The organism is Spirillospora sp. NPDC049024, from assembly GCF_040649235.1.
Classification (GTDB): Bacteria; Actinomycetota; Actinomycetes; order Streptosporangiales; family Streptosporangiaceae; genus Spirillospora.
Genome location: NZ_JBEZFD010000009.1, coordinates 47,424 through 72,600 on the forward strand (window position 1 = coordinate 47,424; position 25,177 = coordinate 72,600).

At 76.5% G+C, this 25,177-nt stretch carries 22 protein-coding genes and 2 tRNA genes; 8 read left to right on the forward strand and 16 right to left on the reverse strand.

Annotation, left to right across the window (positions count from 1 at the left end):
• Nucleotides 1-77 precede the first annotated feature (77 nt).
• Entirely contained in the window at nucleotides 78-923 is an 846-nt protein-coding gene (locus AB0C21_RS18270) for an IPT/TIG domain-containing protein (protein WP_500205416.1), read from the forward strand.
• On the opposite strand, the gene AB0C21_RS18275 is transcribed toward AB0C21_RS18270, so the two are convergent.
• Nucleotides 896-2,512 carry an ABC-F family ATP-binding cassette domain-containing protein gene (locus AB0C21_RS18275; protein WP_500205417.1) on the reverse strand — a complete coding sequence of 539 codons (1,617 nt, stop codon included), beginning with the start codon at nucleotides 2,510-2,512 and terminating at the stop codon, nucleotides 896-898. The genes AB0C21_RS18270 and AB0C21_RS18275 overlap by 28 nt on opposite strands.
• 75 nt (nucleotides 2,513-2,587) lie before the next feature.
• Here AB0C21_RS18275 and AB0C21_RS18280 point away from each other — a divergent pair, with 75 nt between their 5' ends.
• Nucleotides 2,588-3,283, forward strand: a complete 696-nt coding sequence (locus AB0C21_RS18280) for a TetR/AcrR family transcriptional regulator (RefSeq protein ID WP_500205419.1) — start codon at nucleotides 2,588-2,590, stop codon at nucleotides 3,281-3,283.
• Between the two features lie 4 nt (nucleotides 3,284-3,287).
• Here the strand turns inward: AB0C21_RS18280 and AB0C21_RS18285 are convergent, their stop codons facing one another.
• From AB0C21_RS18285 to AB0C21_RS18325, 9 genes are all read right to left on the reverse strand, one after another.
• Nucleotides 3,288-3,788, reverse strand: a complete 501-nt coding sequence (locus AB0C21_RS18285) for a TIGR00725 family protein (RefSeq protein ID WP_500205421.1) — start codon at nucleotides 3,786-3,788, stop codon at nucleotides 3,288-3,290.
• 9 nt (nucleotides 3,789-3,797) lie between these two features.
• Nucleotides 3,798-4,097 carry a 4a-hydroxytetrahydrobiopterin dehydratase gene (locus tag AB0C21_RS18290; RefSeq protein WP_500205423.1) on the reverse strand — a complete coding sequence of 100 codons (300 nt, stop codon included), beginning with the start codon at nucleotides 4,095-4,097 and terminating at the stop codon, nucleotides 3,798-3,800.
• A 61-nt stretch (nucleotides 4,098-4,158) separates the two neighbouring features.
• Nucleotides 4,159-6,222, reverse strand: coding sequence for an ArnT family glycosyltransferase (locus AB0C21_RS18295; RefSeq protein ID WP_500205424.1), 2,064 nt, complete (start codon nucleotides 6,220-6,222; stop codon nucleotides 4,159-4,161).
• A 15-nt stretch (nucleotides 6,223-6,237) separates the two neighbouring features.
• Entirely contained in the window at nucleotides 6,238-8,295 is a 2,058-nt protein-coding gene (locus AB0C21_RS18300) for a glycosyltransferase family 39 protein (protein ID WP_500205425.1), read from the reverse strand.
• A complete protein-coding gene (locus AB0C21_RS18305) occupies nucleotides 8,292-9,590 on the reverse strand; it encodes a bifunctional glycosyltransferase family 2/GtrA family protein (RefSeq protein ID WP_500205426.1) in 1,299 nt (432 codons plus the stop codon). The genes AB0C21_RS18300 and AB0C21_RS18305 overlap by 4 nt, the downstream gene beginning before the upstream one ends.
• Nucleotides 9,591-9,693: 103 nt before the next feature.
• Entirely contained in the window at nucleotides 9,694-11,190 is a 1,497-nt protein-coding gene (locus tag AB0C21_RS18310) for a sensor histidine kinase (RefSeq protein ID WP_500205428.1), read from the reverse strand.
• Nucleotides 11,187-11,915 (reverse strand): response regulator transcription factor, encoded by a 729-nt coding sequence (locus AB0C21_RS18315; protein ID WP_500205430.1) that lies wholly within the window; start codon nucleotides 11,913-11,915, stop codon nucleotides 11,187-11,189. The genes AB0C21_RS18310 and AB0C21_RS18315 overlap by 4 nt, the downstream gene beginning before the upstream one ends.
• Before the next feature lie 85 nt (nucleotides 11,916-12,000).
• Nucleotides 12,001-13,158, reverse strand: coding sequence for a hypothetical protein (locus AB0C21_RS18320; protein ID WP_500205432.1), 1,158 nt, complete (start codon nucleotides 13,156-13,158; stop codon nucleotides 12,001-12,003).
• 173 nt (nucleotides 13,159-13,331) lie between these two features.
• On the reverse strand, nucleotides 13,332-14,339 hold the full coding sequence (locus AB0C21_RS18325; RefSeq protein ID WP_500205434.1) for a hypothetical protein: 1,008 nt from the start codon (nucleotides 14,337-14,339) through the stop codon (nucleotides 13,332-13,334).
• Nucleotides 14,340-14,626: 287 nt separating this feature from the next.
• On the opposite strand from AB0C21_RS18325, the gene rsgA reads away from it, so the two are divergent.
• On the forward strand, nucleotides 14,627-15,709 hold the full coding sequence (rsgA, locus tag AB0C21_RS18330; RefSeq protein WP_500205436.1) for a ribosome small subunit-dependent GTPase A: 1,083 nt from the start codon (nucleotides 14,627-14,629) through the stop codon (nucleotides 15,707-15,709).
• A gap of 140 nt (nucleotides 15,710-15,849) precedes the next feature.
• On the opposite strand, the gene AB0C21_RS18335 is transcribed toward rsgA, so the two are convergent.
• Nucleotides 15,850-16,686, reverse strand: a complete 837-nt coding sequence (locus AB0C21_RS18335; protein WP_500205437.1) for an ABC transporter permease — start codon at nucleotides 16,684-16,686, stop codon at nucleotides 15,850-15,852.
• The gene (locus tag AB0C21_RS18340; RefSeq protein ID WP_500205439.1) at nucleotides 16,683-17,720 is read right to left on the reverse strand and encodes an ATP-binding cassette domain-containing protein; all 1,038 of its coding nucleotides are present in this window, start codon (nucleotides 17,718-17,720) and stop codon (nucleotides 16,683-16,685) included. Before AB0C21_RS18340 ends, AB0C21_RS18335 begins: the two co-directional genes overlap by 4 nt.
• 95 nt (nucleotides 17,721-17,815) lie before the next feature.
• Here AB0C21_RS18340 and AB0C21_RS18345 point away from each other — a divergent pair, with 95 nt between their 5' ends.
• Both AB0C21_RS18345 and AB0C21_RS18350 read left to right on the forward strand, forming a co-directional pair.
• Complete coding sequence (locus AB0C21_RS18345; protein ID WP_500205440.1) at nucleotides 17,816-18,541, forward strand: TetR/AcrR family transcriptional regulator; 726 nt, start codon at nucleotides 17,816-17,818, stop codon at nucleotides 18,539-18,541.
• Nucleotides 18,542-18,708: 167 nt separating this feature from the next.
• Nucleotides 18,709-19,128: a hypothetical protein gene (locus AB0C21_RS18350; RefSeq protein ID WP_500205442.1), complete on the forward strand. Its 420-nt coding sequence runs from the start codon at nucleotides 18,709-18,711 to the stop codon at nucleotides 19,126-19,128.
• A 51-nt stretch (nucleotides 19,129-19,179) separates the two neighbouring features.
• Here the strand turns inward: AB0C21_RS18350 and AB0C21_RS18355 are convergent.
• A tRNA-Arg gene (locus tag AB0C21_RS18355) sits at nucleotides 19,180-19,251 on the reverse strand.
• A 39-nt stretch (nucleotides 19,252-19,290) separates the two neighbouring features.
• A tRNA-Cys gene (locus tag AB0C21_RS18360) sits at nucleotides 19,291-19,363 on the reverse strand.
• A gap of 373 nt (nucleotides 19,364-19,736) precedes the next feature.
• Here AB0C21_RS18360 and AB0C21_RS18365 point away from each other — a divergent pair.
• From AB0C21_RS18365 to AB0C21_RS18375, 3 genes are all read left to right on the forward strand, one after another.
• On the forward strand, nucleotides 19,737-21,197 hold the full coding sequence (locus AB0C21_RS18365) for a benzaldehyde dehydrogenase (protein ID WP_500205443.1): 1,461 nt from the start codon (nucleotides 19,737-19,739) through the stop codon (nucleotides 21,195-21,197).
• 122 nt (nucleotides 21,198-21,319) lie between these two features.
• Nucleotides 21,320-22,234 (forward strand): alpha/beta hydrolase, encoded by a 915-nt coding sequence (locus AB0C21_RS18370; protein ID WP_500205446.1) that lies wholly within the window; start codon nucleotides 21,320-21,322, stop codon nucleotides 22,232-22,234.
• 132 nt (nucleotides 22,235-22,366) lie between these two features.
• Nucleotides 22,367-22,708 (forward strand): hypothetical protein, encoded by a 342-nt coding sequence (locus AB0C21_RS18375; RefSeq protein WP_500205448.1) that lies wholly within the window; start codon nucleotides 22,367-22,369, stop codon nucleotides 22,706-22,708.
• 40 nt (nucleotides 22,709-22,748) lie between these two features.
• Here AB0C21_RS18375 and AB0C21_RS18380 read toward each other — a convergent pair whose 3' ends face one another.
• Together AB0C21_RS18380 and AB0C21_RS18385 are read right to left on the reverse strand one after the other, a co-directional pair.
• The gene (locus AB0C21_RS18380; RefSeq protein WP_500205449.1) at nucleotides 22,749-24,395 is read right to left on the reverse strand and encodes a DUF885 domain-containing protein; all 1,647 of its coding nucleotides are present in this window, start codon (nucleotides 24,393-24,395) and stop codon (nucleotides 22,749-22,751) included.
• A gap of 112 nt (nucleotides 24,396-24,507) precedes the next feature.
• Nucleotides 24,508-25,161, reverse strand: a complete 654-nt coding sequence (locus AB0C21_RS18385; RefSeq protein ID WP_500205451.1) for a LysE family translocator — start codon at nucleotides 25,159-25,161, stop codon at nucleotides 24,508-24,510.
• Nucleotides 25,162-25,177 lie beyond the last annotated feature (16 nt).

A 25,177-nucleotide genomic window follows, 5' to 3' on the forward strand; every position in this document is an offset into this window, starting at 1 on the left:
AGGTTGGTATATCTCAGCCAGCAAGTCCATCCCCGACCCCCCGGCGACCTTCGGGACGCCTTGGCGAAGGAGCGCGCATGGCGAAGAACCGCCCCGTCATCACCGAACTGGCCGCAGGAGAGAACGGCAACAACCAGGGGCACTTCGGTCAGACACTCGTCATCTCCGGTACGAATCTCGAAGGGGCCGACCGGGTCAACTTCGGTGCCAGGACGGTGGCCGGCACCCCCGATACGGCCGGGACGACCGTCACCTGCACGGTGCCGTCGGGCTTCGGGCTCGTGAACGTCACCGTCACCGGTCCCGGCGGCACCAGCAACGCGCTGCCGTTCTACTACATCCTCGCGCCGATCGTGCTCACCGTGGCGCCGGTGTCGGGATCGGCCGCGGCCCCGCCCGTGCTCACGGTGCTCGGCCAGAACCTGCTGACGACGCGCCACGTGCGCATCGGCCCCACGCCGGAGGAGGCCGTGGAGGTCCCGTTCGTCTCCGTGTCCGACGGCGAGGTCACCGCCGCGACCAATCCCGTCACTCCGCTGGGCGGGCCCCCATGGACGCAGCTGGAGAACGTGTACGTCACCACCGCGGGCGGCACCGTCGTCCACCCGACGGTCCCCACGCTGCCGGCGGGCTTCACCTACTACGACATCCCCGTCATCACCTCGGTCGTTCCCGACAGCGGCATCCCGGGCGCCCAGGTCCTCGTCAACGGGACCGCCTTCGTGAGCCCGATGATCGTCGCCCACTTCGAGAACTCCGGAGCGCCGGTCCCCGGGGAGGTCCTGGTCAACTCCAGTGCGCAGTTGCTCGTCACCGTGCCGTTCGGGCTGACCACTGACCCCACTTTCATCCGCATCATCACCCTCGGCGGGGAGAGCAACCGGGTGCCCTTCACCTACATCCCTCCACCGCCGCCGGTCTGATCAGGGGCCTCTTCGTGCCAGACCGGTTCGGCGCTCTCCTGGACGCGGCCGTCGGCGCGGAAGAGCAGGTAGCGGTCGAAGTCGGCGGCGAACCAGCGGTCGTGGGTGACGGCCAGCACGGTGCCGGCGTAGTGGTCCAGGGCGTCCTGGAGGGCCTGGGCGCTGGCCAGGTCGAGGTTGTCGGTGGGTTCGTCCAGGAGCAGCAGTGTGCAGCCCGACAGCTCCAGCAGCAGGATCTGCAGGCGGGCCTGCTGCCCGCCGGACAGGGTGTGGAACGGCCGGCGCCCGGCGGGGGCGAGTTCGTAGCGGGCCAGGGCGCGCATCGCGTCGTTCAGGCTGCACGCGTGCCCGGTCGTGATGATCTCGGCGGGGGTGCGGCCGTGCAGGTCGGGGCGGGCGTGGGTCTGGACGAAGTGGCCGGGGACGACGCGGGCGCCGAGCCGGGCCAGGCCGCGGTGGGGCACCTCGGGGGCGGGCAGGCCGGCGAGCAGGCGCAGGAACCGGGACTTGCCCGAGCCGTTGGAGCCGAGCACCGCGACGCGCTCGCCGTAGCGGACCTCCAGGTCGAAGGGCCTCATGAGGCCGGTCAGTTCGAGGCCCTCGCAGACGACGGCGCGTTTGCCGGTGCGGCCGCCGCGCAGCCGCATGCGGACGCGCTGCTCGGGCGGGGCGCTCTGCGGCGGCCCGGCCTGCTCGAAGCGGGCGAGGCGGGTGCGCGCCGCCTGGTAGGAGGAGGCCACGGCGTCGTTGTTCGCCGACCGCTGCCGGAGGGTGTGCACGAGGCCCCGCAGGCGGGCGTGCTCCTCGTCCCAGCGGCGGCGGCGCTCGTCGAGGCGGGCGGCCCGGTCGCGGCGCGCGGCGGCGTAGGTGGCGAACCCGCCGCCGTGGACCCAGGCGGTGCGGGCCTCGACGGTGATGACGCGGTCGGCCGCGCGGGCGAGCAGCCAGCGGTCGTGCGAGACCAGCAGCACCGTCTTGGCGGCGGCCCGCAGCCGCTCCTCCAGCCACTGCTTGGCCGGGACGTCCAGGTAGTTGTCGGGCTCGTCCAGGAGCAGGACCTCGTCGGGGCCGCGCAGCAGCGCCTCCAGCATCAGCCGTTTCTGCTCCCCGCCGGACAGGGTGGCGGCCTTGCGGTCGCGGACCCGGTCGTAGGGCAGGCCGAGCGCGGCGGTGGTGCAGGCGTCCCAGACGACCTCGATGTCGTATCCGCCCGCGTCTGTGTAGTCGTTGAGCGCTTCGGCGTAGGCGAGTTGGCCTGCCTCGTCGCCGCCCAGTGCGCTCTCGGCCGCCGCCAGTGCCGCGGCGGCCGCGCGGACCCGGTCGGGGGCGACCGACAGCAGCAGTTCGGTGACGGTGCGGTCGCCGGGGATGAACTGCCGCATCACGCCGAGGCCGCCGGAGTGGGCGACGGTGCCCGCGGAGGGCCGCGTCTCGCCCGCGATGAGGCGCAGGAGTGTGGTCTTGCCCGCTCCGTTCGGCCCGACGAGCGCCGCCTTGGCGCCCTCGCCGACGCGGAAGGACACCGCGTCGAGCAGGGGCCGCCCGTCCGGCAGGACGTAGGTCAGGTCGCTCACCTCGATGTGACCCACGGCCGCCCCTCTCGATCGATGTACCGGTACTGGATCATTGGTCTAGTCGTAGCACAACGTACTAGGGTGGCGGGCATGGAATCGAGTGAGGCGGAGCGCATCTGGTTCCGGGACGCCAGACCCCGCCGCGAGGGGCCGCCGTTGAGCCGGGAGCGCATCGTGGCCGAGGCGGTGGCCCTGCTGGACGAGGAGGGCATCGGCCGGTTGACGATGCGGCGCCTGGCCGAGCGGCTGGGCACCGGTTCCACGACGCTGTACTGGCATGTGCGGACCAAGGACGACGTGCTCGACCTGGCGCTGGACACCGTGTTCGGGCAGGCGCGGCTGCCGGAGGCCCCCTCGGGCGACTGGCGCGCGGACGTCACCGCGCTGGCCGGGGAGTGGCGGGCGGCGATGCTGCGCCACCCGTGGGCGGCAGGGCTCCTGGGGCGTCCGCTGATGGGCCCGAACGTGCTGGAGCGCACCGAGTTCCTGCACGCGGCGCTGGTGCGGGCCGGGCTGGGCGGCGCGGAGCTGACCGCGGCGGCCTACGGCCTGGCCAACTACGTCATCGGGTCGTCGATGATGCAGGCCGCGTGGCAGGGGCGCGACGAGGCGGCCGTGCGGCGCGCCGCCGACGAGCATCTGCGGGAGCGGCGCGACAGGTACCCGGTGCTGGCCGAGCACGGCCACGTCAGCGGCAACGACTGGGACGCGACCTTCGCGCACGGTCTGGCCTACCTGCTCGACGGCATCGCCGCCCGGCTCCCGGGCGCCGCGCCGTCCCCGTGAAAGCTCAGCCCTCCCCTGCGGAGCCGGCGCCGCGGGGCCACAGGCCGGTGGCGTCGACGGCCGCGGCGGGGTCGGCGGCGTGCACGATGCCGCCGACGGGCCGCCCGTCCTCGTCGTGGACGCGCCAGCCGCCGAGCTGGACGACGGGGACGCGCCCGGCGCGCATGGCCAGGGCGATCTCCGAGAGCGTCCCCCAGGATCCGCCGACGGCGATGACGGCGTCGGCGGCGTTGACGATGACGTTGTTGCGGGCCTGCCCGAGGCCGGTGGGGACGGCGACGGTGAGGTCGCGGGACGCGGCGGCGCGGTCGGCGGCGGGCAGGATCCCGACCACGACGCCGCCGGCGGCGCGGGCGCCCGCGGCCGCGGCGGCCATCACGCCGCCGTGCCCTCCGCACACGACCACGGCGCCGCGCTCGGCGAGGATCCGGCCGGTCTCGTAGGCGTGGTCCCATTCGCGCTCGGTGCACTCCCCCGGCCCGCACACCGCGACCTGGACGGCCATGGCGCGCCCCTACCCGGCGCCGTGCGCCGCGGCTATCCGGTCGATCGCCGCGGCGAGGTCGAAGTCCTTGCCGGTGAGGCCGCCGGCGCTGTGGGTGGTCAGGGCGAAGGTCAGGGTGCGCCAGCGGATGTCGATGTCGGGGTGGTGGTCGGCGTCCTCGGCGGCGCGGGCGACGTCGTCGACGATCTCGATCCCGGCCATGAAGGAGGGCGCCTGGACCCGCCTGCGGATCAGGTCGCCGTCGCGGCTCCAGGCGGGCAGGCCGCGCAGGCGGGCGGCGACGTCGTCGGCGTCGAGCGTGTCGGCCATCGGGTCACTCCCTGGTCGCTGGTGCGCTTCCCCTTCCCCCTTCCCGCTGCGGGACGCCCGGTCACCCCGCGCCAGGGGTCAGGTCGTACAGGACGGTGCCGCCGACCGTGGCGGGGGTGTAGTGCGCGGCGACCCATGCGCTGATCTGCTGGGCGGCGTCGCTGCCGCCGTTGCTCGCCGCAGGGCCCCCGCGGCGTCCCTGGCCTCCTCGGCCGCCGGCCTGGCCGCCACCGATGAAGTAGTGGATCCTGCCCTGACCGGCGAGGCGCTGGAACTCGGCGAGGGTGGGGGCGGGGTCGGTGCCGTTGAACCCGCCGACCGCCATCACGGGCCTGCCGGCGGCAAGCTGGTAGCCGGCGGCGGTATTGGATCCGACGGCCGCCCCGGCCCAGGTGTAGGAGGCGGCGCCGGCTCGGAGGGCGGCGGTGACGGCGGCGTCGGGGGTCCCGGCGTTCAGGAGGCCGCCCGGTCCCCCGCCCGGCCCTCCGGTCTGCGGACCTCCGCCGCCTCGCAGGCCCGCGGGGCCGCCGGGCATGCGCGCCGCCGCCCCCGGTCCCTGGGGCGGTGGTCCGCCGGGGCCCCGGATCCGGCCGCCGGGCCCGGGGCGTCCGGGACGTCCGCCCGGGCCGCCGCGTCCGGGGCCGAATCCGGCGGGTCCCGCGGTGACGATGGCGCCGGTGTGCGGGGTGCGGGCGGTCTCGGCGGCGTAGGCGGCGGGCCCGGCGAGGCAGGCCAGGACCGCCAGGGCGGCGGCGCCGGCCAGGACGGGTCCGCGCAGCAGCCGCACGGCCGCCAGCGCGGCGGCGGCGAGCAGCCCGCCGGCCGCGATCGCGGGCGCGAGCCAGGGGTGCCAGTCCGGGGAGCGGCCGAGCAGCACGTAGGCCCACATGGAGGTGGCGGCGACGGTCGCCGACAGGACCGCGGCGGCCTCGGGGGTGCGGCGGCGCTCCCACATCAGCGCGGCGCCCATGCCGGTGAGCGCGGCGATCGCGGGCGCGAGCGCGACGGTGTAGTACTCGTGGAAGATGCCCTGCATCCAGCTGAAGACCGCGGCGGTGAGCAGGAGCCATCCGCCCCACAGCGCCAGGACGGCGCGGGCGGGGTCGGTGCGGGGCGCGCGGCGCGTCGCCCACAGCCCGGCGGCGAGCAGCACGAGCGCGGCGGGCAGCAGCCAGGAGATCTGGCCGCCGACGGCGGGCCCGAACATGCGGCCCCACCCGGCGTCCTGGTCGAGGTTGCCGAGGCCGCCGGTCTCCTCGCCGTTGAGGCGTCCGAGCCCGTTGTAGCCGAGCGCGAGTTCCAGGACCGAGTCGTGCTGCGATCCGCCGATGTAGGGGCGGGCGGAGGCGGGTACCAGCGCCACGGCCGCGACCCACCATCCGGCCGAGGCCAGCAGCGCTCCCCCGGCGGCGGCCAGCTGCCACAGCCGCCGCCGCAGGGGTGCGGGCGCGGTGGCCAGGTACACCAGCGCGAACACCGGGACGACCAGGAACGCCTGGAGCATCTTGGCCAGGAACCCGGTCCCGGTGAAGGCCGCCGCGAGCAGCAGCCAGCGGGTGCTCGCGGACTCCTGGGCGCGCAGCAGGGCGTAGGCGCCGAGGGTCAGCAGCAGCACCAGCAGGGCGTCGGGGTTGTTGAACCGGAACATCAGCGCGGCCACCGGCGTCAGCGCGTGGGCGGCGCCGGACAGCAGCGCCGCCCACGCCGGGAAGCGGTGCCGGACGGCCGCGTGGAGGGTCGCGACGGTCGCCACGCCCATGAGCGCCTGCGGGACGAGGATGCTCCAGGCGTTGACGCCGAAGGCGCGGGCCGCCAGGGCCATCGGCCACAGCGCGGCGGGGGGCTTGTCGACGGTGATGGCGTTCGCGGCGTCGGAGGAGCCGAAGAAGAACGCCTTCCAACTGGCGGCGCCGGCCTGCACGGCGGCGGAGTAGTACGCGTTGGCCCATCCGGACGCGCCGAGCCCCCAGGCGTACAGGACGCCGGTGGCGGCGAGCAGGGCCAGCAGCGCGGGCCGGGCCCAGGCGGGGTCGGTTTCGGGGCCGCGCAGCAGCCGCCGCGGGAGGCCGCCCCGCCCGCGCGGGGTGCGGGGCGCGGGCGGGGCGGCCGGGATCGTGGAGGTCATGTCGGTGCTCCCTGGTCAGCCGAGCTTGTAGAGGCGGGCGCCGGTGGAGCCGGACGCCGCGTCCGGCGAGGTGCCCGAGGAGGTGCCGGTGGCGGTGCCGCCGTAGGCGCTCGGGTCGACGGGGGTGGCGTTCTTCTGGACCCAGGCGGTGACGGCGGTGTCGCCGCCGCCGGGTCCCATGCGGCCGCCGAGCAGGATGTAGCGGAGCTTGCCCTGCTCGACGTACTGCTGGAGCTTGGCGACGGTCATGGCGGGGTCGCTGCCGGTGAAGCCGCCCATGGCGATGACGGGGCGCCCGGTCCGCAGGATGATCGAGGAGGCCTCCTGGGCGCTGGAGACGGCGACGAGCCAGGTGGCGCCGCCCTGGTTCTTCTCCAGGTAGGCGATCATCTGGGTGTCGACGCCTCCGCCGGGGCCGCCGCGTGGGCCGGATCCGCCGGGGCGCTGCCCGCGCCCGTCCGCCCGCCCGTCGGGCGCCTGCCCTCCGGGCGGCCGGCCGCCGGGCATGGCGGGGGGTGCGCCGCGTCCGCCGGGGAAGGCGCCGGGGCGGCCGAAGCCGCCGCCGGACGCCGGCCCGGCCAGCGGGTTGGTGCCGTTGGAGGCGGTGGCGGCGGCCGAGGCGGCGTAGGCGCCCGGGCCCGCCAGTGCCGCGACGGCGGCGAGGACGAGGCCGGCGGCGGTGGCGCGCGTCCCGGCGCGGCGGACCACCCGTCCGGCGATGAGGGCGGCGATGGCGAGGACGGTGGCGGCGGCGACGGCCCACCGCAGCCACGGGTGCCAGGACGGTGTGCGGTCCAGCAGGACGAACGCCCACGCGCCGGTGGCGGCGACGCCCGCGGGCAGCGCCCACGCCCAGGCCCGCGAGTCGCGGTGGGCGCGGGTCAGCAGGACGGCTCCGGCGCCGCTGAGCGCGGCGATCGCGGGGGCCATGGCGGTGGAGTAGTAGGGGTGGAAGGTGCCCTGGGCGAAGCTGAACACGACGTAGTGGACGGCGAGCCATCCGCCCCACAGCAGCAGCGCGGCGCGCGCGGTGTCGGTGCGGGGGCGGCGCCGCAGCAGGACGAGCCCGGCGGCCAGGGCGAGGACGGCGAACGGGATGAGCCAGGAGACCTGCCCGCCGAGGATGTCGTTGAACAGCCGCACGGCGCCGGGCCGGCCGCCGAATCCGCCGCCGCCTCCGGGGCCGCCGCGCCCGCCGGGGCCGCTCTGGCCGAGGATGCGGCCGAGGCCGTTGTACCCGACGACCAGGTCCCAGGCGGTGCCGTCGGTGCTGCCGCCGATGTAGGGGCGGGAGCGGGCGGGGATGGTGTCGACCAGCAGCGTCCACCACAGGGAGGACGCGGCGAGGACGGCGCCGGCGGCGAGCAGGTGCCACACGCGGCGCGCGAGGCCGGGCCGCGCGGCGACCAGGTAGGCCAGGGCCAGGGCGGGGACGACGAGGAACGCCTGCAGCATCTTGGTGTTGAAGCCGCAGCCGACGAGGAGCGCGGCGAGCAGCAGGGGCCGCAGCCGTCCGGTGTCGACGGCGCGCTGGCAGGCCCAGGCGGCGGCGACCAGGAACAGCACCAGGAGGGTGTCGGGGTTGTTGTCGCGGTTGATCGCGACGGTGATCGGGGTGAGGGCGAGGACGGCGGCGGCGGTGAGCGCGGCGGCGTGCCCGAAGGCGCGGCGGACCGTCGCGTACAGGACGGCCACGGCGGCGACGCCCTCGGCGACCTGCGGGAGCAGCAGGCTCCAGGTCCCGAATCCGAGGACGCGGGCGGTCAGCCCCATGGCCCACAGGGCCATGGGCGGCTTGTCGACGGTGATGAAGGACCCGGCGTCCAGGGCGCCGAAGAAGAACGCCTTCCAGCTCTGGGTGCCGCTCTTGACGGCGGCGGAGTAGTAGGCGTTGGCGTCTCCGGCGTCCGACAGCCCCCACGCGTACAGGGCGGCGGCGGTGATGAGGACGGCCCACAGGGCGGGGCGCGCCCAGCGGGGGTCGCCGTCGGGGCCGAGGAGGAGGCGGCGGGCGCGGCCGCGGGGGGCGGCGGGGCGCCCGGTGGCGGGCGGCGGGGTGAGGGTGGAGGTCATGCCGGGGTCCCTCCGGTGTTGTCGGCGGCGGGCGCGGGCGCCGAGGCCGGCCGGGCGGGGCGGCCGCCGAGGCGGCGGGGGTGGAAGATCCAGGCGCGCATCAGCAGGAACCGCACGAGGGTGGCGACGGCGTTGGCGGCGACGACGGCGGCGACCTCGACGGCGCGTCCGGCGCCGGGCGCGGCGGCGTGCAGCGCGGCCAGGCCGCCGGTGCTGAGGGCCAGGCCGAGCAGGAACGCGGCGCCGCCTTCGAGCTGCTGGCGCAGCGCGCGGCCGGGGCCGGTGACGCCGAAGGTGAAGCGGCGGTTGGCCGCGGTGTTGCCGATGGTGGTGACGACCAGGGACAGCGCGTTGGCCCACAGCGGCCCCATGACCAGGCGCAGCAGGACGAACAGGATGAGCTGGGCGATGGTGCTGACGGCGCCGATGACGGCGAACACCGGGAGCTGGCGGGCCATGCCGGCGGGGAGGGCGGCGGCGGGGCCGGGACGTCCGCCGACGGGGGCGCGGAACGCGCCGGTGAGCATGCGGCGCGCGACGCGGGCCATGCCGCGCAGGTCGTCGCGGGCGGTGCGCAGGACGTCGACGCGGCTGTCGGGGTCGTCGACCCAGTCGACGGGGACCTCGTGGATGCGCAGCCCGTTGCGTTCGGCGAGCAGCAGCAGCTCGGTGTCGAAGAACCACTCCTCGTCCTCGACCGAGGGCAGCAGCGCCTGGACGATCTCGGTGCGGGCGGCCTTGAAGCCGCACTGGGCGTCGGTGAAGCGGGCGGCGAGCGCGGTGCGCAGCAGCAGGTTGTAGCAGCGGGAGATGATCTCGCGGCGGGGGCCGCGCACGACGGCGGAGCCGCGGGTCAGGCGCGAGCCGATGGCGAGGTCGCTGTGCCCGGAGATGAGCGGGGCGACCAGCGGCAGGAACGCGTCCAGGTCGGTGGACAGGTCGACGTCCATGTAGGCGACGACGTCGGCGTCACTGGTGCCCCACACGTGGCGCAGCGCCCGGCCGCGTCCCTTGTCGCGCAGGTGGACGGCCCGCACGCGCGGATGCCGGGCGGCCAGGTCGCGGGCGATGGGCCAGGTGGCGTCGGTGCTGGCGTTGTCGGCGACGGTGATGCGGAACGGGTAGGGGAGGCTTTCAGCGAGGTAGGCGTGCAGGCGCTCGACGCTGGCGGCCAGGACGCGTTCCTCGTTGTGGACGGGGACGACCACTTCGACGAGCCGTCCCCGGCCGCCGCGGTCGGGCGGGGTCGGGGGCGGCGCGGCGGGCGTGCCCGGTGCGGTGGTGAGGCGACTCATGGGACCGAGGTTCGGGGGCGGGTGTGGGAGGGCGGTGAGCCGTGTCTTAACGCCCCATGAGAAACGCGCCGGGCCCGCCCGGGCCGGGTCCCGGGGGGCGTGTTCAGTCGCCGGGGTCGGGGGTGCCGGGCAGGTGGAGGCGGGCGAGGGTGCCGCCGCCGGGGGCGGGTTCGAGGGCGACGCGTCCGCCGCATTCGGCGACGACGCGGGCGACGATGGACAGTCCGAGGCCGGAGCCGGGCAGGCTGCGGGCGGACGGGGACCGCCAGAACCGCTCGAACACGTGCGGGAGGTCGGCGGCGGGGATGCCGGGCCCGTGGTCGCGGACGGTGAGCTCGCCGTTCTCGAGGCGGACGGTGACGGTGCCGCCGGGCGGGCTGAACTTCACGGCGTTGTCGAGGAGGTTGACGATGGCGCGTTCCAGGGAGGCGGGGTCGCCGTGGACGTGCCAGGGCCGGGTGTCGCTGGTGATGGTGAGGCCGGGTCCGCGCAGGCGGGCGCGTTCGACGGCGCGGTCGACGGCCTCGTGCAGGGCGACGGTCTCGCGGACGGGTCCGGTCTCGGCGGGGCGGGCGAGTTCCAGCAGGTCGCCGACGAGGCTGGTCAGTTCGCGCAGTTGCGCCCGGACGGAGGCGAGGAGGTTGCGGCGGGTTTCGGGAGGCAGGTCGCGGCCGGTGGCCTGCGAGCGCAGCAGCAGGTCGATGTTGGTGCGCAGGCTGGTGAGGGGTGTGCGCAGCTCGTGGCCGGCGTCGGCGATGAGCTGCTGCTGGCGTTCGCGGGACGCGGCCAGGGCGGCGGTCATGGTGTTGAAGGAGCGCGACAGCCGGGCGATCTCGTCGGTGCCCTCCTCGGGGATGCGGGTGGCGAGGTCCTCGGTGCGGGCGATGTGCTCGACGGCGCCGGTGAGCTCGTCCACGGGCCGCAGCGACGCGCGGGCGATCATGAGGCCGGCGGCGGCCGACACCACGACGCCGAGGGCGGTGACGGCGGTGAGCAGCAGCGCGAGGTTGTCCAGGGGGCCTTGGACCTCGTCGAGGGAGATGGCGTAGGAGACGGCGGCGGGGGCGCCGTCGCGCAGCCGGAACGAGCGGGTCAGGACGCGGACGTCGTCCTCGGCGCCGGAGGCGGTGACGCCGGTGCCGTCGTGGTAGGCAGGGCCGCGTTCGCCGCGGGCGACCCGCGCGTCCTGCGCGGTGACCTCCAGCGCGCCGGCGCCGGGGACGGTGCAGCGCCGCCCGTCGGCGCGGACCAGCTGCATGATCTCGTAGGGGCCGGGCGGGGGGTTCTGCGCGCCGGTGCCGGTCGGCTCGGACGAGCAGGCGGCGAGGAGGGCCTCGGCCTGGCGGGGCAGGCGGGGCGTGCGGGGGCCCTGGCCGGGCGGGCCGGGGCGGTAGCCGTCCGGCGCGGCGGGCGGGCCGCCCGACACCGCGCCGAGGCGGCGGTCCAGCTCGCGGTACAGCTGGTTGCGGGTGAGGAGCCAGCCGGCGCTGGCGCAGGCGGCGACGGCGAGCGCGACGGCCGCGGCGGTGAGCAGCGCCATGCGGGCGCGCAGCGTGAGCCGACGGGTGAGGCGCCGCGTGACCGGGGCGCGGGTGCTCATGGGGACGCCGCCGCGCGCAGCACGTACCCGACGCCGCGGACGGTGTGCACCAGCCGCGGCATTCCGCCCCGCTCGGTCTTGCGCCGCAGGTACATCACGTACACGTCCAGGGAGTTGGAGGCGGGTTCGAAGTCGAATCCCCAGACGGTCTCCAGGATCTGCTCGCGGGTGAGGACCTGGCGGGGGTGGGTGAGGAACATCTCCAGCAGCATGTACTCGGTGCGGGTCAGCTCCAGGGGGCGTCCGGCGCGGGTGACCTCGCGGGTGCGGGTGTCCATGCGCAGGTCGTCGAAGACCAGGACGTCCGCGGGGGCGGCGGCGCCGGGGGCGTTCATGGCGGCGCGGCGCAGCAGGGCGCGGACGCGGGCGAGCAGCTCGTCGAGCTCGAAGGGCTTGGCGAGGTAGTCGTCGGCGCCGGCGTCCAGTCCGGTGACGCGGTCGCCGACCATGTCGCGGGCGGTGAGCATGAGCACCGGCATGGTGGCGCCGAGGGCGCGCAGCCGCCGGCAGGTGGTCAGGCCGTCCATGCGCGGCATGAGCACGTCCAGGACGACCAGGTCGGGGGCGTCGCGCTCGACGCGGTCCAGGGCGGCGGCGCCGTCGGCGGCGCCGGTGACCCGGTAGCCCTCGAACTCCAGGCTGCTGGTCAGCGACTCGCGGACGGCGGGTTCGTCGTCGACCACGAGGATCCGCGGGGTCGGTGTCTCCAGCGCGCCGGGTTCCATGTGCTCACGGTAGACAGCGCAGGTGGGAGGCCCGGCCGCCGGCGGCCGTTTCTCATGGTTCTTTCAGGATCTTCTGAGCGCCCGTTCAGCGGGGACGGTCGGGGTCGTCGGTGGCGTCGGCCCACGCGTCCCCGGGCGGTCCGGCGGTCTCGGCGGTGCTCGCTTCGACGATGACGACGGCGGTCGCGCGGCCCGCCGGGGCGGGGCGGGTGGCGGTGGTCCAGGTGGTCTTGGCGACGTCGACGACGACGTCGCGGGACACCTCGACGACGATGCCGCGCAGGGAGTCGCGCAGGGCGAGTTTGAGGGCGTCGCGGAGCAGTTCGCGCAGGACGGCCTCGACGGCGGCGGTGGCGGCGCGGGCGGCCAGGTCGCGGGCGGTGCGGGCCAGGGCGCTGCCGGCGGCGGCGGTGAGCAGGCCGGTGGCGGTGCGGGCGGCGCCGCGCACGGCGGGGTCGCGGCCGGCGCGGGCGGCCAGGTCGGCCAGGGGCGCCAGGTCGGCGGCGAGGCCGGTGGTCTCGGCGGCGCCGCGGGCGGTGTCGCGCAGGGCGGCGGCCAGGTCGCGGGCGGCCTGCTCGGCGGTCTGGCGGACGACGCGGGCGACGACGTCGCGGCCGGCGGTCATGAGGGCGTCCACGGCGGCGTCGGCGACGGTGTCGACGGCGGCGTCCACGACCATCCGGGTGGCGGCCTGCACGACGGGGGCGGAGGCGGTGCGCCCGGCGACGTCCAGGGCGGTGGCGGTGGCGGCGCGGGCGAGGGGGCTCTGGGCGGCCAGGCGGCGCGCGGCGGCGGCCATGGGGTGGCGGGCGGCCTGCTCGGCGAGGGTCATCGCGGCGGTGGCGGCCTCGAACGCGCCGGCGGTGGCGGGGTTGGCCGCGGCGGCGGCGCGGGCCTCGGTGACGGCGCGTTCGGCGGCGGCGCGGGCGGCCTTGACGGCGGCGTCCCGCGCGGCCTGCTCGGCCGCCCTCATCACCGGCGTGCCCGCGACCTGCTGCAGGATGCGGTCCGCGGCGATCGCGGCGGCGCCGCGGGCCGCGTCGCGGACGGGTTCGCTCGCGGTGGCGATCCGGGCGGCGGCCGGGGCCAGCCCGTCCCAGATCTCCTCGACCCGCCGGGCGGCGGCCCGGTCCGCCCGCGCGGCCCTGCCGCCCCGGTCGGCCGCGTCGGCCCGGTCAGGTGTGTCGGCCTGGTCGGTCCTGTCGAGCCCGGTCGGCCGGTCGTCGTTATCCTCCACGGTCACGCCCCCTCATCGCGATCCCGCCCCAAATCACCATAACTGCCGACGACGCCTGCCGGTTCCGGCCAACGCCCCGCAATCCCCCACCGAACCGCGACGAGATCAAGAAGAGGGCGGAACGGGGAGGTGCTCCGCGACCGGCTGAACGGCGGGCCGCCGCTCCGGTACCGGGGCGGTCAGCGGCCGCAGGACGGGCAGGGGGTGCGGGTGCGGCGGGCGTAGGCGCGGGCGGCGGCGGCCATGCCGGCGCCCCAGGCGAAGTAGGCGGGGACGGCCACCCAGAAGAACGCCTCGGGCAGGTCGAGGCCGCCTTCGGGCGGGAACGGGTTGCGGCCGTGCAGCCGCTCCCAGGACATCTGCAGCAGCATCAGCCCGAAGTAGACGACCAGGCCGCCGGAGATCGCGGCGCCGGGCCACAGCACCAGCCGGCGCGGGACGCCGCGCCCGGCCAGGCCCGGCACCCAGCGCGGCCACGTCCGCCCGAAGGAGTGGACGAGGGCGAGCGGCAGCAGGCAGCCGCCGAGGACGAACCCGGCCTCGAACAGCACCACCGACGCGCCGCTCGCCAGCGGCGACTCGGCGAACCCGACGGCGGCCTGGGCGGCGATGCGGGTCAGGCATCCGGCGACCGCGAGGTAGGCGGCGCCGTAGGCCCAGGCGGGCGTGCGGGCCAGGGGGCCGGGGGCGGTCGCGGGGCGCGCGCACGCGGCGCAGACCGGTCCGGTGCGGGTGCGGGCGGTGTAGGCGCGGGCGGACAGCGCGGTCATGATCCCGGCGGTGACGGCCGCGGCCCGCGACAGCGCGCCGAGCGGGTAGAGGCCCAGGCCGAGGCCGGGCAGGACCGCGCCGACCACGTCCAGCAGGAGCATCGCGCCGGAGGCGACCAGGCACGCCGCGGCGGTCCAGGCGGCGGCCGCCAGCGCCAGGCGCGGCGCGCGGGCCAGGCGGTCGGCGCGCGGGTGCGCGAGGACGGCCAGGGCGAGCGCGGCGGCCCCGCACAGCGCGGCGCTCCCCCACCCGGTGAACACGACGAGGTCGGTGCCGATGGGCGACATCTGGTGCGGCCGGTGCCCGGACGCCCAGTACGCGCGAAGGGCGCCGTAGGCGATGACCCAGGCGAGCGCGGCCGCGGGGAGGCGGCGTCCGAGGGCGTGCGGCGAGAGGCGTCCGGTGAGCGTGGCCATGGCTGCGATCGTGCCCGCGGCGGGCCGCGCGGGGCCTCCCCGCCGCGGCCGAGGCCGCTCCCCCGCGCGGGTGAGAAAAGCCGTTGGCCGCGCCGGCCGGGAGGAGTAGAGTCCCGGGCGGAACCGAAGGGGAGGTGAGGACGCATGGCCGTCGCCTCGGTGGCTGCTGCCCGCGGCAGCACTCAGCCCGTCCTGCTTTCCCGGGCCTCGTCCGGCTGACCGATCTCACCGCGCGCCGACTGCGGCGCCGTCACGCCGGGGCCCTTTCACACGAAGGTTCCGATCCGTTGTCTTCCTCTTTCACGGGGTCGTCTCCCCTGTCCGCCTACGGCTGGGACGACGCCCTGGAGCATGAGTTCACCTCTCACCGCGCGGCGGGGCTGATCCCCGCGCGGGTGGCCGCGGTCGACCGCGGCCTGTGCGACGTGGTCACCGAGAACGGCCCGGCGCGGGCCTCCACCGGGTCCGCCGTGTCCGGCGGCGCCGCGGCGGAGGCGCCGTGCACGGGCGACTGGGCGGCGCTGCGCGCCGGCGGCCCGGACGGGCGGCCGGCGGTGGCGGCGCTGCTGCCGCGCCGGACCGCGATCGTGCGGTCGTCGGCGTCGCGGGATTCGCGCGGCCAGGTGCTGGCCGCCAACGTCGACACCGTCGCGGTCGCGGTGTCGCTGGCCGCCCCGCTGGACCTGGGCCGCGTCGAGCGGCTTCTCGCGCTGGCCTGGGAGAGCGGGGCGCGGCCGGTGGTCGTGCTCACCAAGGCCGACCAGGTGCCTGGCGCGGACGTGCGGCAGGGCGAGGTCGCCGCCGCCGCGCCGGGCGTGGACGTGGTGGCGTGCAGCGCCGCGACCGGCGACGGCGTGGACGTGGTCCGCGCCGTCCTGTCGGGGACGGTGGTGCTGGTCGGCCCGTCGGGTGCGGGCAAGTCCACGCTGGGCAACGCGCTGCTGGGCGGTCAGGTGCTGGCCACGGGCGCGGTCCGGGAGTCCGACGGCAAGGGCCGGCACACCACGGTGCGGCGGGAGCTGCTGCCGCTGCCGGGCGGCGGCGTCCTGATCGACACGCCGGGCCTGCGCGGGGTGGGCCTGTTCGAGGCGTCGCACGGGCTGGAGCGCGCCTTCGCCGACATCGAGGAGCTGGCCGGGCTGTGCCGGTTCGGCGACTGCGCGCACCGGTCCGAGCCGGGCTGCGCCGTCCTGGCCGCGGTCGAGGACGGGACGCTGCCGCGCCGCCGCCTCGACAGCTACCGCAAGCTGCTGCGCGAGAACGCGTGGGCGGCCTCGCGCACCGACCAGCGGCTGCGGGCCGAGCGCGAGAACCGCACCAAGGCGATCAGCAGGTGGCAGCGGCAGATGTACCGGGACCGCGGCCGGTGAACCCGGCGGCCCGGTGTCCGGGAGCGTCCGGTCCGCCGGCGTGCGCCGGCCTGCTGAGACGCTGACCTGCCGGGACCCGGCCGGCCCTGCCCCGCGCGGGGTGCGGCCGGCCGGGTCCCGGCGCCCGGTTTTTCTGCGGGTCAGCGGCCGCGGACGCGGTAGGTCCGCACGGCCAGGGGCGCGAACACCGCGAGCAGGAGCAGCGACCAGCCGAGGGTGGCGGCGACGGGGTGGGCGAGGGGCCAGGCGAGGTCGCCGGCGGGCGCGCCCGGGTTGCCGAACAGCCCGCGGCAGGCGGCGGTGAGGGCGCTGACGGGGTTCCATTCGGCGATGACCCGCAGGACCGCGGGCATGCCCGCGGTCGGGACGAAGGAGTTGGACAGCATGGTGACCGGGAAGACGAGCGGGATGAGCTGGTCGGCGGTCTGCTCGTTCTTCACCACCAGGCCGAGGTAGCAGCCGGCCCAGCTGAGCGCGTACCGCATGAGGGCCAGCAGCAGGAACGCCTCCGCGGTCTGCCAGATCCCGTTGTGGGCGCGCCAGCCGACCAGGAGGCCGGCGACGGCCATGATGACCATGCCGAGGACGCCGTTGAGGATCTCGGCGCCGGTCTGCCCGAAGGGGACGGCGGAGCGGGCCATCGGCATGGAGCGGAAGCGGTCCATGACGCCGCGGGAGGCGTCGGTGGCGACGCGCATGGTGACGGCCATGGTGGAGGTGAAGGTGACCATGGCGAACAGGCCGGGCATGAGGTAGGCGCGGTAGTCGCCGCCGCCGGGGACGGAGATGGCGCTGCCGAACACGTAGCCGAACAGCACCACCATGATCGCGGGGAAGATCAGCGCGGCGATGAGCTCGCCGGGTTCCTGGCGGATGCGGCCGAGTTCGCGGCCGATGAGGGTGAGGCCGTCGGCGAGCGCCCAGCGCAGCCGTCCGGCGCGGGACGCGGGGGCGGTGGCGGCGGTGAGGGCGGTCATCGGACGGTCTCCTTCCGGCGTCCGGCGGCGCCGCCGGGGTCGCCGGCGCCGCCGGGGTCGCCGGGGTCGGGGGCGGCGTTGTCGGGGTCGGCGGTGTCGCGGGGGGCGTCGCCGGTGAGGCGCAGGAACACCTCGTCGAGGGTGGGGCGGCGCAGCCCGACGTCGCCGACGGTGACGCCGGCGCGGTCGAGTTCGCGGACGACGTCGGCCAGGCGCACCGATCCGGTGGTGAGCGGCACCGAGAGGCGTTCGCCCTCCAGGGCGGGGTGGCTGCCGGTGAGGGTGCGCAGGAGCCCGGCGGCGCGGCCGGCCATGGCGGGGTCGTCCAGGACGACGTCGAGGCGGTCGCCGATGGAGGCCTTGAGCCGGTCGGGGGTGCCGGTGGCGATGACGCGGCCGTGGTCGACGACGGCGATGTCGTCGGCGAGCCGGTCGGCCTCGTCGAGGTACTGGGTGGTGAGCAGCACGGTGGTGCCGTCGGCGACCAGGCCGCGGACGGCGTCCCAGATCTCGCCGCGGCTGCGGGGGTCGAGGCCGGTGGTGGGCTCGTCCAGGAAGAGCAGCTGGGGCCGCAGGATCAGGCTGGTGATCAGGTCGAGGCGGCGGCGCATCCCGCCGGAGTAGCCGGCGACCTGCCGGTCGGCGGCGTCGGCGAGCCCGAACCGCTCCAGCAGCTCGTCGGCCCGGCGGCGGGCCTCGCGGCGCGGCAGGTGGTAGAGGCGGCCGAACATGCGCAGGTTGCCGCGGCCGGTGAGCTTCTCGTCGACGGCGGCGTACTGGCCGGCCAGGCCGATGCGGGCGCGGACGCGGTCGGGTTCGCGGGCGACGTCGTGGCCGGCGACGCGGGCGTGCCCGGCGTCGGCGTCGGAAAGGGTCGCCAGGATCCGCACGGCGGTGGTCTTGCCCGCGCCGTTGGGGCCGAGGACCCCGCAGACCGTGCCGGCGGGGACTGCCAGGTCGAGGCCGTCCAGGGCCTGGGTGTCGCCGAAGCGCTTGCGCAGCCCCTCGGCGAGCACGATCGGTTCGTCGGTCACGATCCACTCCTCTGAGTACGGTGTACGCGGCTACGGTAGACAACCGGGTACGGTGTACGCAACTAGGATGCTCGGGAGAGTCATGAGGAGGTCCGTTGGCAGGCGGCGAGCGGCACGTCGGCATCTGGTCGGTTCCCGAGCGGCAGGGCCGGGGGCCGCGCCCGGCCTACAGCCGCGCCCAGATCACCGAGGCGGCGGTCCGCATCGCCGACGCCGAGGGCCTGGAGGCGGCGTCCATGCGCCGCATCGCCGCCGACCTCGGCACCGGCGCGATGTCGCTGTACCGCTACGTGCCCTCCCGCGACGACCTGGTCGATCTGATGGTCGACCACGTCCTGCTGGAGATGGAGATCCCGGAGCGGCCGAGCGGGGACTGGCGCGCCGACCTGAGGCTGATCGCCGAGAACACCCGCGCGGTGTGGAGCAGGCACGCCTGGCTGGTGGGCCTGCACCGGCCGCGCGCGACGTTCGGCCCCAACCGGCTGCGGCTGCTGGAGTTCGCCTTCGGCGCGCTGGACGTCGGCGTCCCGATCGACGACATCCTCGTCCTGCTGGACATGCTGAACGGCTACGTCGAGCGCGCGGTGCGCGGCGAGATCGCGTGGATGCGGGAGATGCGCCAGAGCGGCATGACGCCGGAGCGCTGGATGATGGAGAGCGCCCCCTACGTCCGCGAGCTGCTCGACTCCGGCCGGTACCCGATGTTCAAGCGGATCGTGGTGGACGCGCGCCTGCCCCACATGTCCGGCGACGAGCAGTTCCACTACGGGCTGGAGCGGGTCCTGGACTGCATCGCCGGCGCCCTGCCCGACCCGTCCTGACCTCCCCGGCCCCGGCCGCGCGGGGTTTCGCCGCCCGCCCGGCGGGGGCGCATGAGCGGGGGCGGGCCGGGCACACCTCCGGCGAGGTTGTCGATTGCGTGCGGTCCGGCGCAGGCCGGTCCGGGGCCCCTGCGGGGCCCGCAGCTCGTTCGTGATCGGAGAGGCACATGACCTTCGTTTCCGTCCAGGGTGTTCCGCGGCCGACCCCCCGCGCGGGCCGGTGGCAGTTGCCGGGCGGGCGCGCGGCGGCGGGCAGCGTCCGCGGGATCGTGCAGGGCGCCCGGCACGGGTGGGGGCTGGGACCGGCCGCGGCGGGCCTGGCCGACCGGCTCGCCCCGCTGATCGGGGACGTGGTGGCGCGGGCGGCGGCGCGGCGGCGCGGGTCGCTGGTGCTGCGGCTGGAGCTGCACGAGCCGGTGCGGCTGCTGCTGGGCGAGGTCCTGCAGCCCGGCGGCGCGCATCTCGCCGCGATCGCCGTCACCTACGGCAGGCGGCCCGTGCGGGGCGACGCGGGCGCCTGGTACGCCCACGCGTTCGTGTGGCCGCCGGCGCCGGGCCCCGCACCGGGCCCGCTGCCCTGCGGCTGAACGGGCCCCGGCCAAGGGCTTGAAGGCCGCCGCCCGCGGCGGTGCCGCGCGTCTCCCCGGCAGGGATCGAACCTGCGCTCCCGGCTTCGGAGGCCGGTGCTCTGTCCGCTGAGCCACGGGGAGGGGGTCCCGTCCCCAGGGTGACAGCGGGGACGGGACCGGAGACGCCGGTGGGATTCGAACCCACGTGTGACGGTTTTGCGGACCGCCGCCTGAACCTCTCGGCCACGGCGCCACGGGCCGGCCTGCGCGACCGGCGGGCATGGGAGGACATCGAAGGACATCTGGGGACACCGCCCCCGCGCATGCGGGGTGCTTGGGACGCGGGCGGGTCAGGGGGTCGTTCGGCCGGCGGGCCGGGACCGGGGCGCGGTGCGTCGTCCGCCGCGACAGCGGGTCATCTCCCGTCCCTCCCTTCGGCGCCGCGGGCCCGCCTTCCAGCGGGTCCCGTGCGGGTTCTGCGTGTCCAGAGTGCCTGGATCGTCCGGGTGCCGCAACGGGTTTTCCCCGCGGTGGGTTTCCGGTGAGCGGAACGATGCGGTCCGCGCGGGGGCCGCGGGCGGTGAGGGTGGGAGGTTCGGCGCGGGCACCCCTTGCGAGGAGGAACGATGACGTTGCTCGATCCCGGCGCGTGGACCGGGAAGATCTTCGACGGCGGCTGGACGGCGGCCGGGGACGGCGGCGTGTTCGAGGTGACCGAGCCCGCGACCGGCGGGACGCTCGGCACGCTCGGCGAGGCGGGCGCCGCCGACGCGGCGCGGGCGGCGCGGGCCGCCGCGGCGGCGCAGCGGGACTGGGCGGCCCGCACCTACGAGGAGCGCGCCGCGGTGCTGCGCGCGGCGGGGCGGCTGTTCGAGGAGCACGCCGCCGAGATCGGCGACTGGATCGTCCGGGAGGCGGGGTCGATCCCGCCGAAGGCGGAGCTGGAGACGCATTTCGCGGCGAACCTGTGCTACGAGGCGGCGGCGCTGGCCTCGCACCCGCAGGGCCTGGTGCTGCCGTCGGCGCAGCCGCGGTGGAGCCTGGCGCGGCGCCGCCCCGCCGGGGTGGTGAGCGTGATCGCGCCGTTCAACTTCCCGCTGATCCTGGCGATGCGGTCGGTGGCGCCGGCGCTGGCGCTCGGCAACGCGGTGCTGCTCAAGCCGGACCCGCGCACCGCGGTGTGCGGCGGGGTGAGCATCGCGCGGGTCTTCCAGGAGGCGGGACTGCCGGAGGGGCTGCTGCACCTGCTGCCGGGCGGCCGCGAGGCCGGGGAGGCCGTGGTCGCGGCGCCGGAGGTGCGGGTGGTGTCCTTCACCGGCTCCACCGCCGCCGGACGCCGGATCGGCGAGGTGTGCGGGCGGCTGCTCAAGCGCGCCCACCTCGAGCTCGGCGGCAACAACGCGCTGATCGTGCTGCCGGGCGCGCGGGTCGAGGCCGCGGTGTCGGCGGGCGCGTGGGGGTCGTTCCTGCACCAGGGGCAGATCTGCATGACCTCCGGGCGGCACCTGGTGCACGAGAGCCTGCACGCCGAGTACGTGGCGGCGCTGGCCGACAAGGCCGACAAGCTCCCGGTCGGGGACCCGGCGGCCGGACCGGTCGCGCTCGGCCCGATCATCGACGCCGGGCAGCTCGCGCACGTCGACGAGCTGGTGCGGGCGACGGTCGCGGCGGGCGCCCGGCTCGCCGCGGGCGGCACCCACGAGGGCCTGTTCTACCGCCCGACCGTCCTGGACGAGGTGACGCCCGACATGCCCGCCTACGCGCAGGAGGTGTTCGGGCCGGTCGCGCCGGTCGTGCCGTTCTCCACGCCGCAGGAGGCGGTGGAGCTGGCGTCGGCGACCGAGTACGGGCTGTCCCTGGGCATCCTCGGCGACGTGGGGCAGGCGATGCAGATCGCCGACGCGATCCCGTCGGGGCTGGTCCACATCAACGACCAGACGGTCAACGACGAGCCGGTCGTGCCGTTCGGCGGGGTGGCGGCGTCCGGCAACGGGTCGCGGTTCGGCGGCCCGGACGCCAACATCGAGGCGTTCACCGAGACGCAGTGGCTCACGGTCCGCGCCGAGATCGCCGCCTACCCCTTCTGAACCGCCTCCGGGACGCCTCCCCCCGACCGGCCGCGCCGCCTTCCGCCTCCCCGGCCGGGGCCCGGAAGGCGGCGCCGACGGGTCTCTTTGCGGGCCCGTAGGCTCGGAGCCGAGGAGGGGTGATGGGCCGCGATCCGGAGTACCTGGCGTTCCTGCGGGCCCGCCTCGCCGCGCCCGGCGGGGCGGGCGGCACGGTCGGCGACGCCCGCCGCGAGCACGCCGCCGACCTCGCCCGCTCCCCGCGCCCGCCCGTCGCCGCCGTCCGCGACCTCACCGTGGACGGCCCCGCGGGCCCGCTCCCCGCCCGGCTGTACCGGCCGGCGTGGGACGGCCCGGCGCCGGCGCTGGTGTACTTCCACGGCGGCGGATGGGTGCTCGGCGACGTCGAGTCCTACGACCCCGTCGTGCGGGCGCTGGCGGCGGCCAGCGGCGTGGCGTGGGTGTCGGTCGGGTACCGGCGCCCGCCCGAGGACCCGTTCCCGGCCGCGCTGGACGACGCCGTCGCGGCCGTGCGCTGGGTCGCGGCGAACGCGTCCCGCCTCGGCCTGGACCCCGGCCGGGTCGGGGTGGCCGGGGACAGCGCGGGCGGCCAGCTCGCCGCCGCGGCCGCCGGGCTGCTGCGCGACGCCGGGCCCGCCCGGCCCGTCCTGCAGGTCCTGCTGTACCCGGCGCTGGACCTGCGGGAGGTCCCGCCGCCGCTGCCCGACCCCGACGGGCTGGAGTTCCCGCCCTCCGGCATCGGCCGCGCGCTGCGGGCCTACCTGCGCGGCGCCGACCGGGCCCGCCCGGAGGTGTCGCCGCTGCTGGACCCCGACCCCTCCGGCCTGCCCCCGGCGGTCGTCGCGACCGCCGAGCACGACCGGCTGCGGCCGCAGGCCGAGGCGTACGCGGCGCGGCTGCGGGAGGCCGGAGTGCCCGTCGTCCTGGTGCCCGGGACGGGCCTGGACCACGGCTTCCTCGGATGGGGGTCGTTCGCCCGCCGCCCCGCCGAGGCCGTCGCGCGGATCGGCGCCGCCGTCCGCCGCGCCCTCACCTGATTACGGACATGCCGTTACGGCCGCCGCATCGACCTTAAAGACGCTTGCCGTGCCGTTTAACCTGCCGGGCGCGGGAAATCACTAACGCACGAACACTGGCCGGAACTCAGCCGACGGTCAAGGAGAGGCAAGTTGCACCGGACCCACGAGTTGCGCCGCGTCCGGACCCAGGAGTCGGGGCTGGAGGAGTGGGCCTGTCCCACCTGCGGCCGCCGCCTCCTGCTGCGGTGGCCGCCCCACTACCACAAGACGATCATCGAGCCCGGCGACGAGCGGGCCTGCCACATCGGCAGGACCGGCGACATCGCCGACCCCCCGGCCGACCCGGCGGGCGAAGCCGCGAGCACCGCCGCTCCCGGCTCCCCCGAAACCGACTGGCACCGGCCCCACGGGCGGCGATGGCTCCGCGAAACCGGCGTCGAGGCACTGGACAACCACGGACGCTCCCGCCTCAACTCCTCCGAACCCGTCTGACCCCGAGCCCAGGCCACCGGCCCCGCGCCGGGGCGACCGGTCAGGACCGCGCCAGCTCCGCGCGCAGCAGGTCCAGGCCCATCGGCCCCAGATCCAGCGCCCGCCGGTGGAACCCCTTCAGGTCGAAGCCCGCCCCCTCCCGGCGCCGCGCCTCCTCCCGCGCCTCCAGCCAGATCCGCTCCCCCAGCTTGTAGGCGATCGCCTGCGCCGGACGCCCCAGGTACCGGTCGATCTCGAACGCGACCGCCGCGTCCGGATCAGGCCCCTTGCGGGCCCGCAGGAACTCGAAGCCCAGCTCCGGCGTCCACCGCTCCCCCTCGTGGAACCCCGTCCCCGCCGGAATCGGCAGCTCCAGATGCAGCCCGATGTCCAGCACCACCCGCGCCGCGCGGAACCGCTGCCCGCCCGCCAGCATCCCCAGCCGGTGCGCCGGATCCCGGTAGTGGCCCAGCTCGTCCATCAGCCGCTCCGCGTACAGCCCCCACCCCTCGCAGTGCCCCGGGTGCAGCTCGCTCGACAGCCGCTGGAACCGGTTCAGCCCCCGGTTCAGGGTCGTCACCCCCAGCTGCAGGTGGTGGCCCGGCACGCCCTCGTGGAACATCGTCGTCGGGACCGTCCAGGTCACGATGTCCGCGGACGGGTCCTCCACCGTCCACCACACCGTCCCCGGACGCGACAGGTCCTCCGCCGGCGCCAGGTAGTAGACCCCCGCCTCCACCGGCGGGATCCGGCACTCGATCCGCCGCAGCGGCGCCGGGATGTCGAAGTGCACCCCGTCCAGATCCGCGATCGCCCGGTCCGCCAGCTCCTGGATCCACCCCCGGAACGCCTCGGCGCCCGAGACCCGGTGCGCCGGATCGGCGTCCAGCGCCGCCATCACCGCCGGCAGCGGCTCGCCCGGCAGGATCTCCCGCGCCGCGCCCGCCATCTCCGACTCGATCCGCGCCAGCTCCTCCCAGCCCCACGCGTAGGTCTCCGCCAGGTCCAGGTCCGTCCCCAGGAAGTCACGCACGCCCAGCCGGTACCGGTCGGCGCCCAGCGCGTCCCGCTCCGGCGCGCGCACCGCCAGCTCCCCCGACAGGAACGCCGCGAACTCCTCCAGCGCGGCCGACGCCGCCGACGCCGCCGCCTCCAGCGCCCCCAGCAGCGGCCCGTCCCCGTACCGCGCAGCGAACCCCGCCAGATACGCCGGGGTCTCGGCGCACTCGCGGGCGCTGCGCACCACCTGCCGCCGCGCCGCCGTCCGGCCCTGCCCGGCCGCCCGCCGCAGCGACGTCCGCAGACCCGCCAGCGCCCCCGGCAGCGCCCGCATCCGCGCGTGGACGGCCTCCCAGTCGGTGCCCGGGCCCTGGTCCAGCAGCTCCAGGGCCACCCGCAGCCGCTGGACGGGCCCGTCGGTGGTGTCCAGGAACCCCTCCCGCACCCCCGCCTCGTCCAGCGCCGCCTCGACCTCCAAGCGCTCCCGCAGCACCGCCGCCGCGATCCGCCCCGCCTCGCCCTCCACCGGGACGCGCTCCAGCTCCGCCAGCGTCCGCCGCGTCAGGTCGGCGCGCGCCGCCAGCCCGTCCGGGCCGTAGTCGGTCAGCCGCGCGTCCTGCCCGGCGATGCCCATCATCGCCGCCAGGCACGGATCCAGCGCGGCGAACTCGTCCACATAGCGGTCGGCCAGGTCATCCAGAGCGCTCACCGCCCCAGGCTACGGCCCCCGCCCCGAAAAGCGATCATGAAAATGTGCCAAATCGGCGGACCGTATCGGCGCCCCCGCGCGGGGGGATCTCAGCGGACCCCGTCAGCGCGCCTCAGCGCGCCTCGGCCGCCAGCCGCACGCCCAGCCCCACCAGCACCACGCCCGACACCTGGTCGAGGCGCCGCCGCACCCCCGGACGGCCCAGCACCCGCCGCGCCGCCCCCACCAGCCACACCACCACCGTGTACCAGACCAGGTCGATCAGCGCCCACAGCACCGAGAACCCCACCAGCACCGCCGCGACCGGCCACCCCTCCGGCACGAACTGCGGCAGGAACGACACCGCGAACACCCCCGCCTTCGGATTGGCGAAGTTCGTCACCAGCCCCAGCCGGTAGCACCGCCACCCCGAACCCGGCACCTCCCCCGCGACCCGACCCGCAGCCTCCGAACCCGCATCCGGGCCCGCCGCGGCCGGGCCGCCGCGCCGCGCATGCCACAGCGCCCGCACCCCGAACCACACCAGCACCACCGCACCGGCGATCCGCAGCCCCTCGTACGCCAGCCGCGACGCCGCCAGCAGCGCCGACAGCCCCACCGCCGCCGCCACCCCCCACAGCAGCACGCCCGTCTCGTTGCCCAGCACCGTCGCCAGCCCCGCGCGCCGCGACCGCATCGACTGACGCATGATCACGACCGTGCTCGGGCCCGGCGCCATCGCGATCAGCACCGCGGCGCCCGCGAAGGCGAGCAGACTCTCCAGCATCCCCCCATGCTGGCCA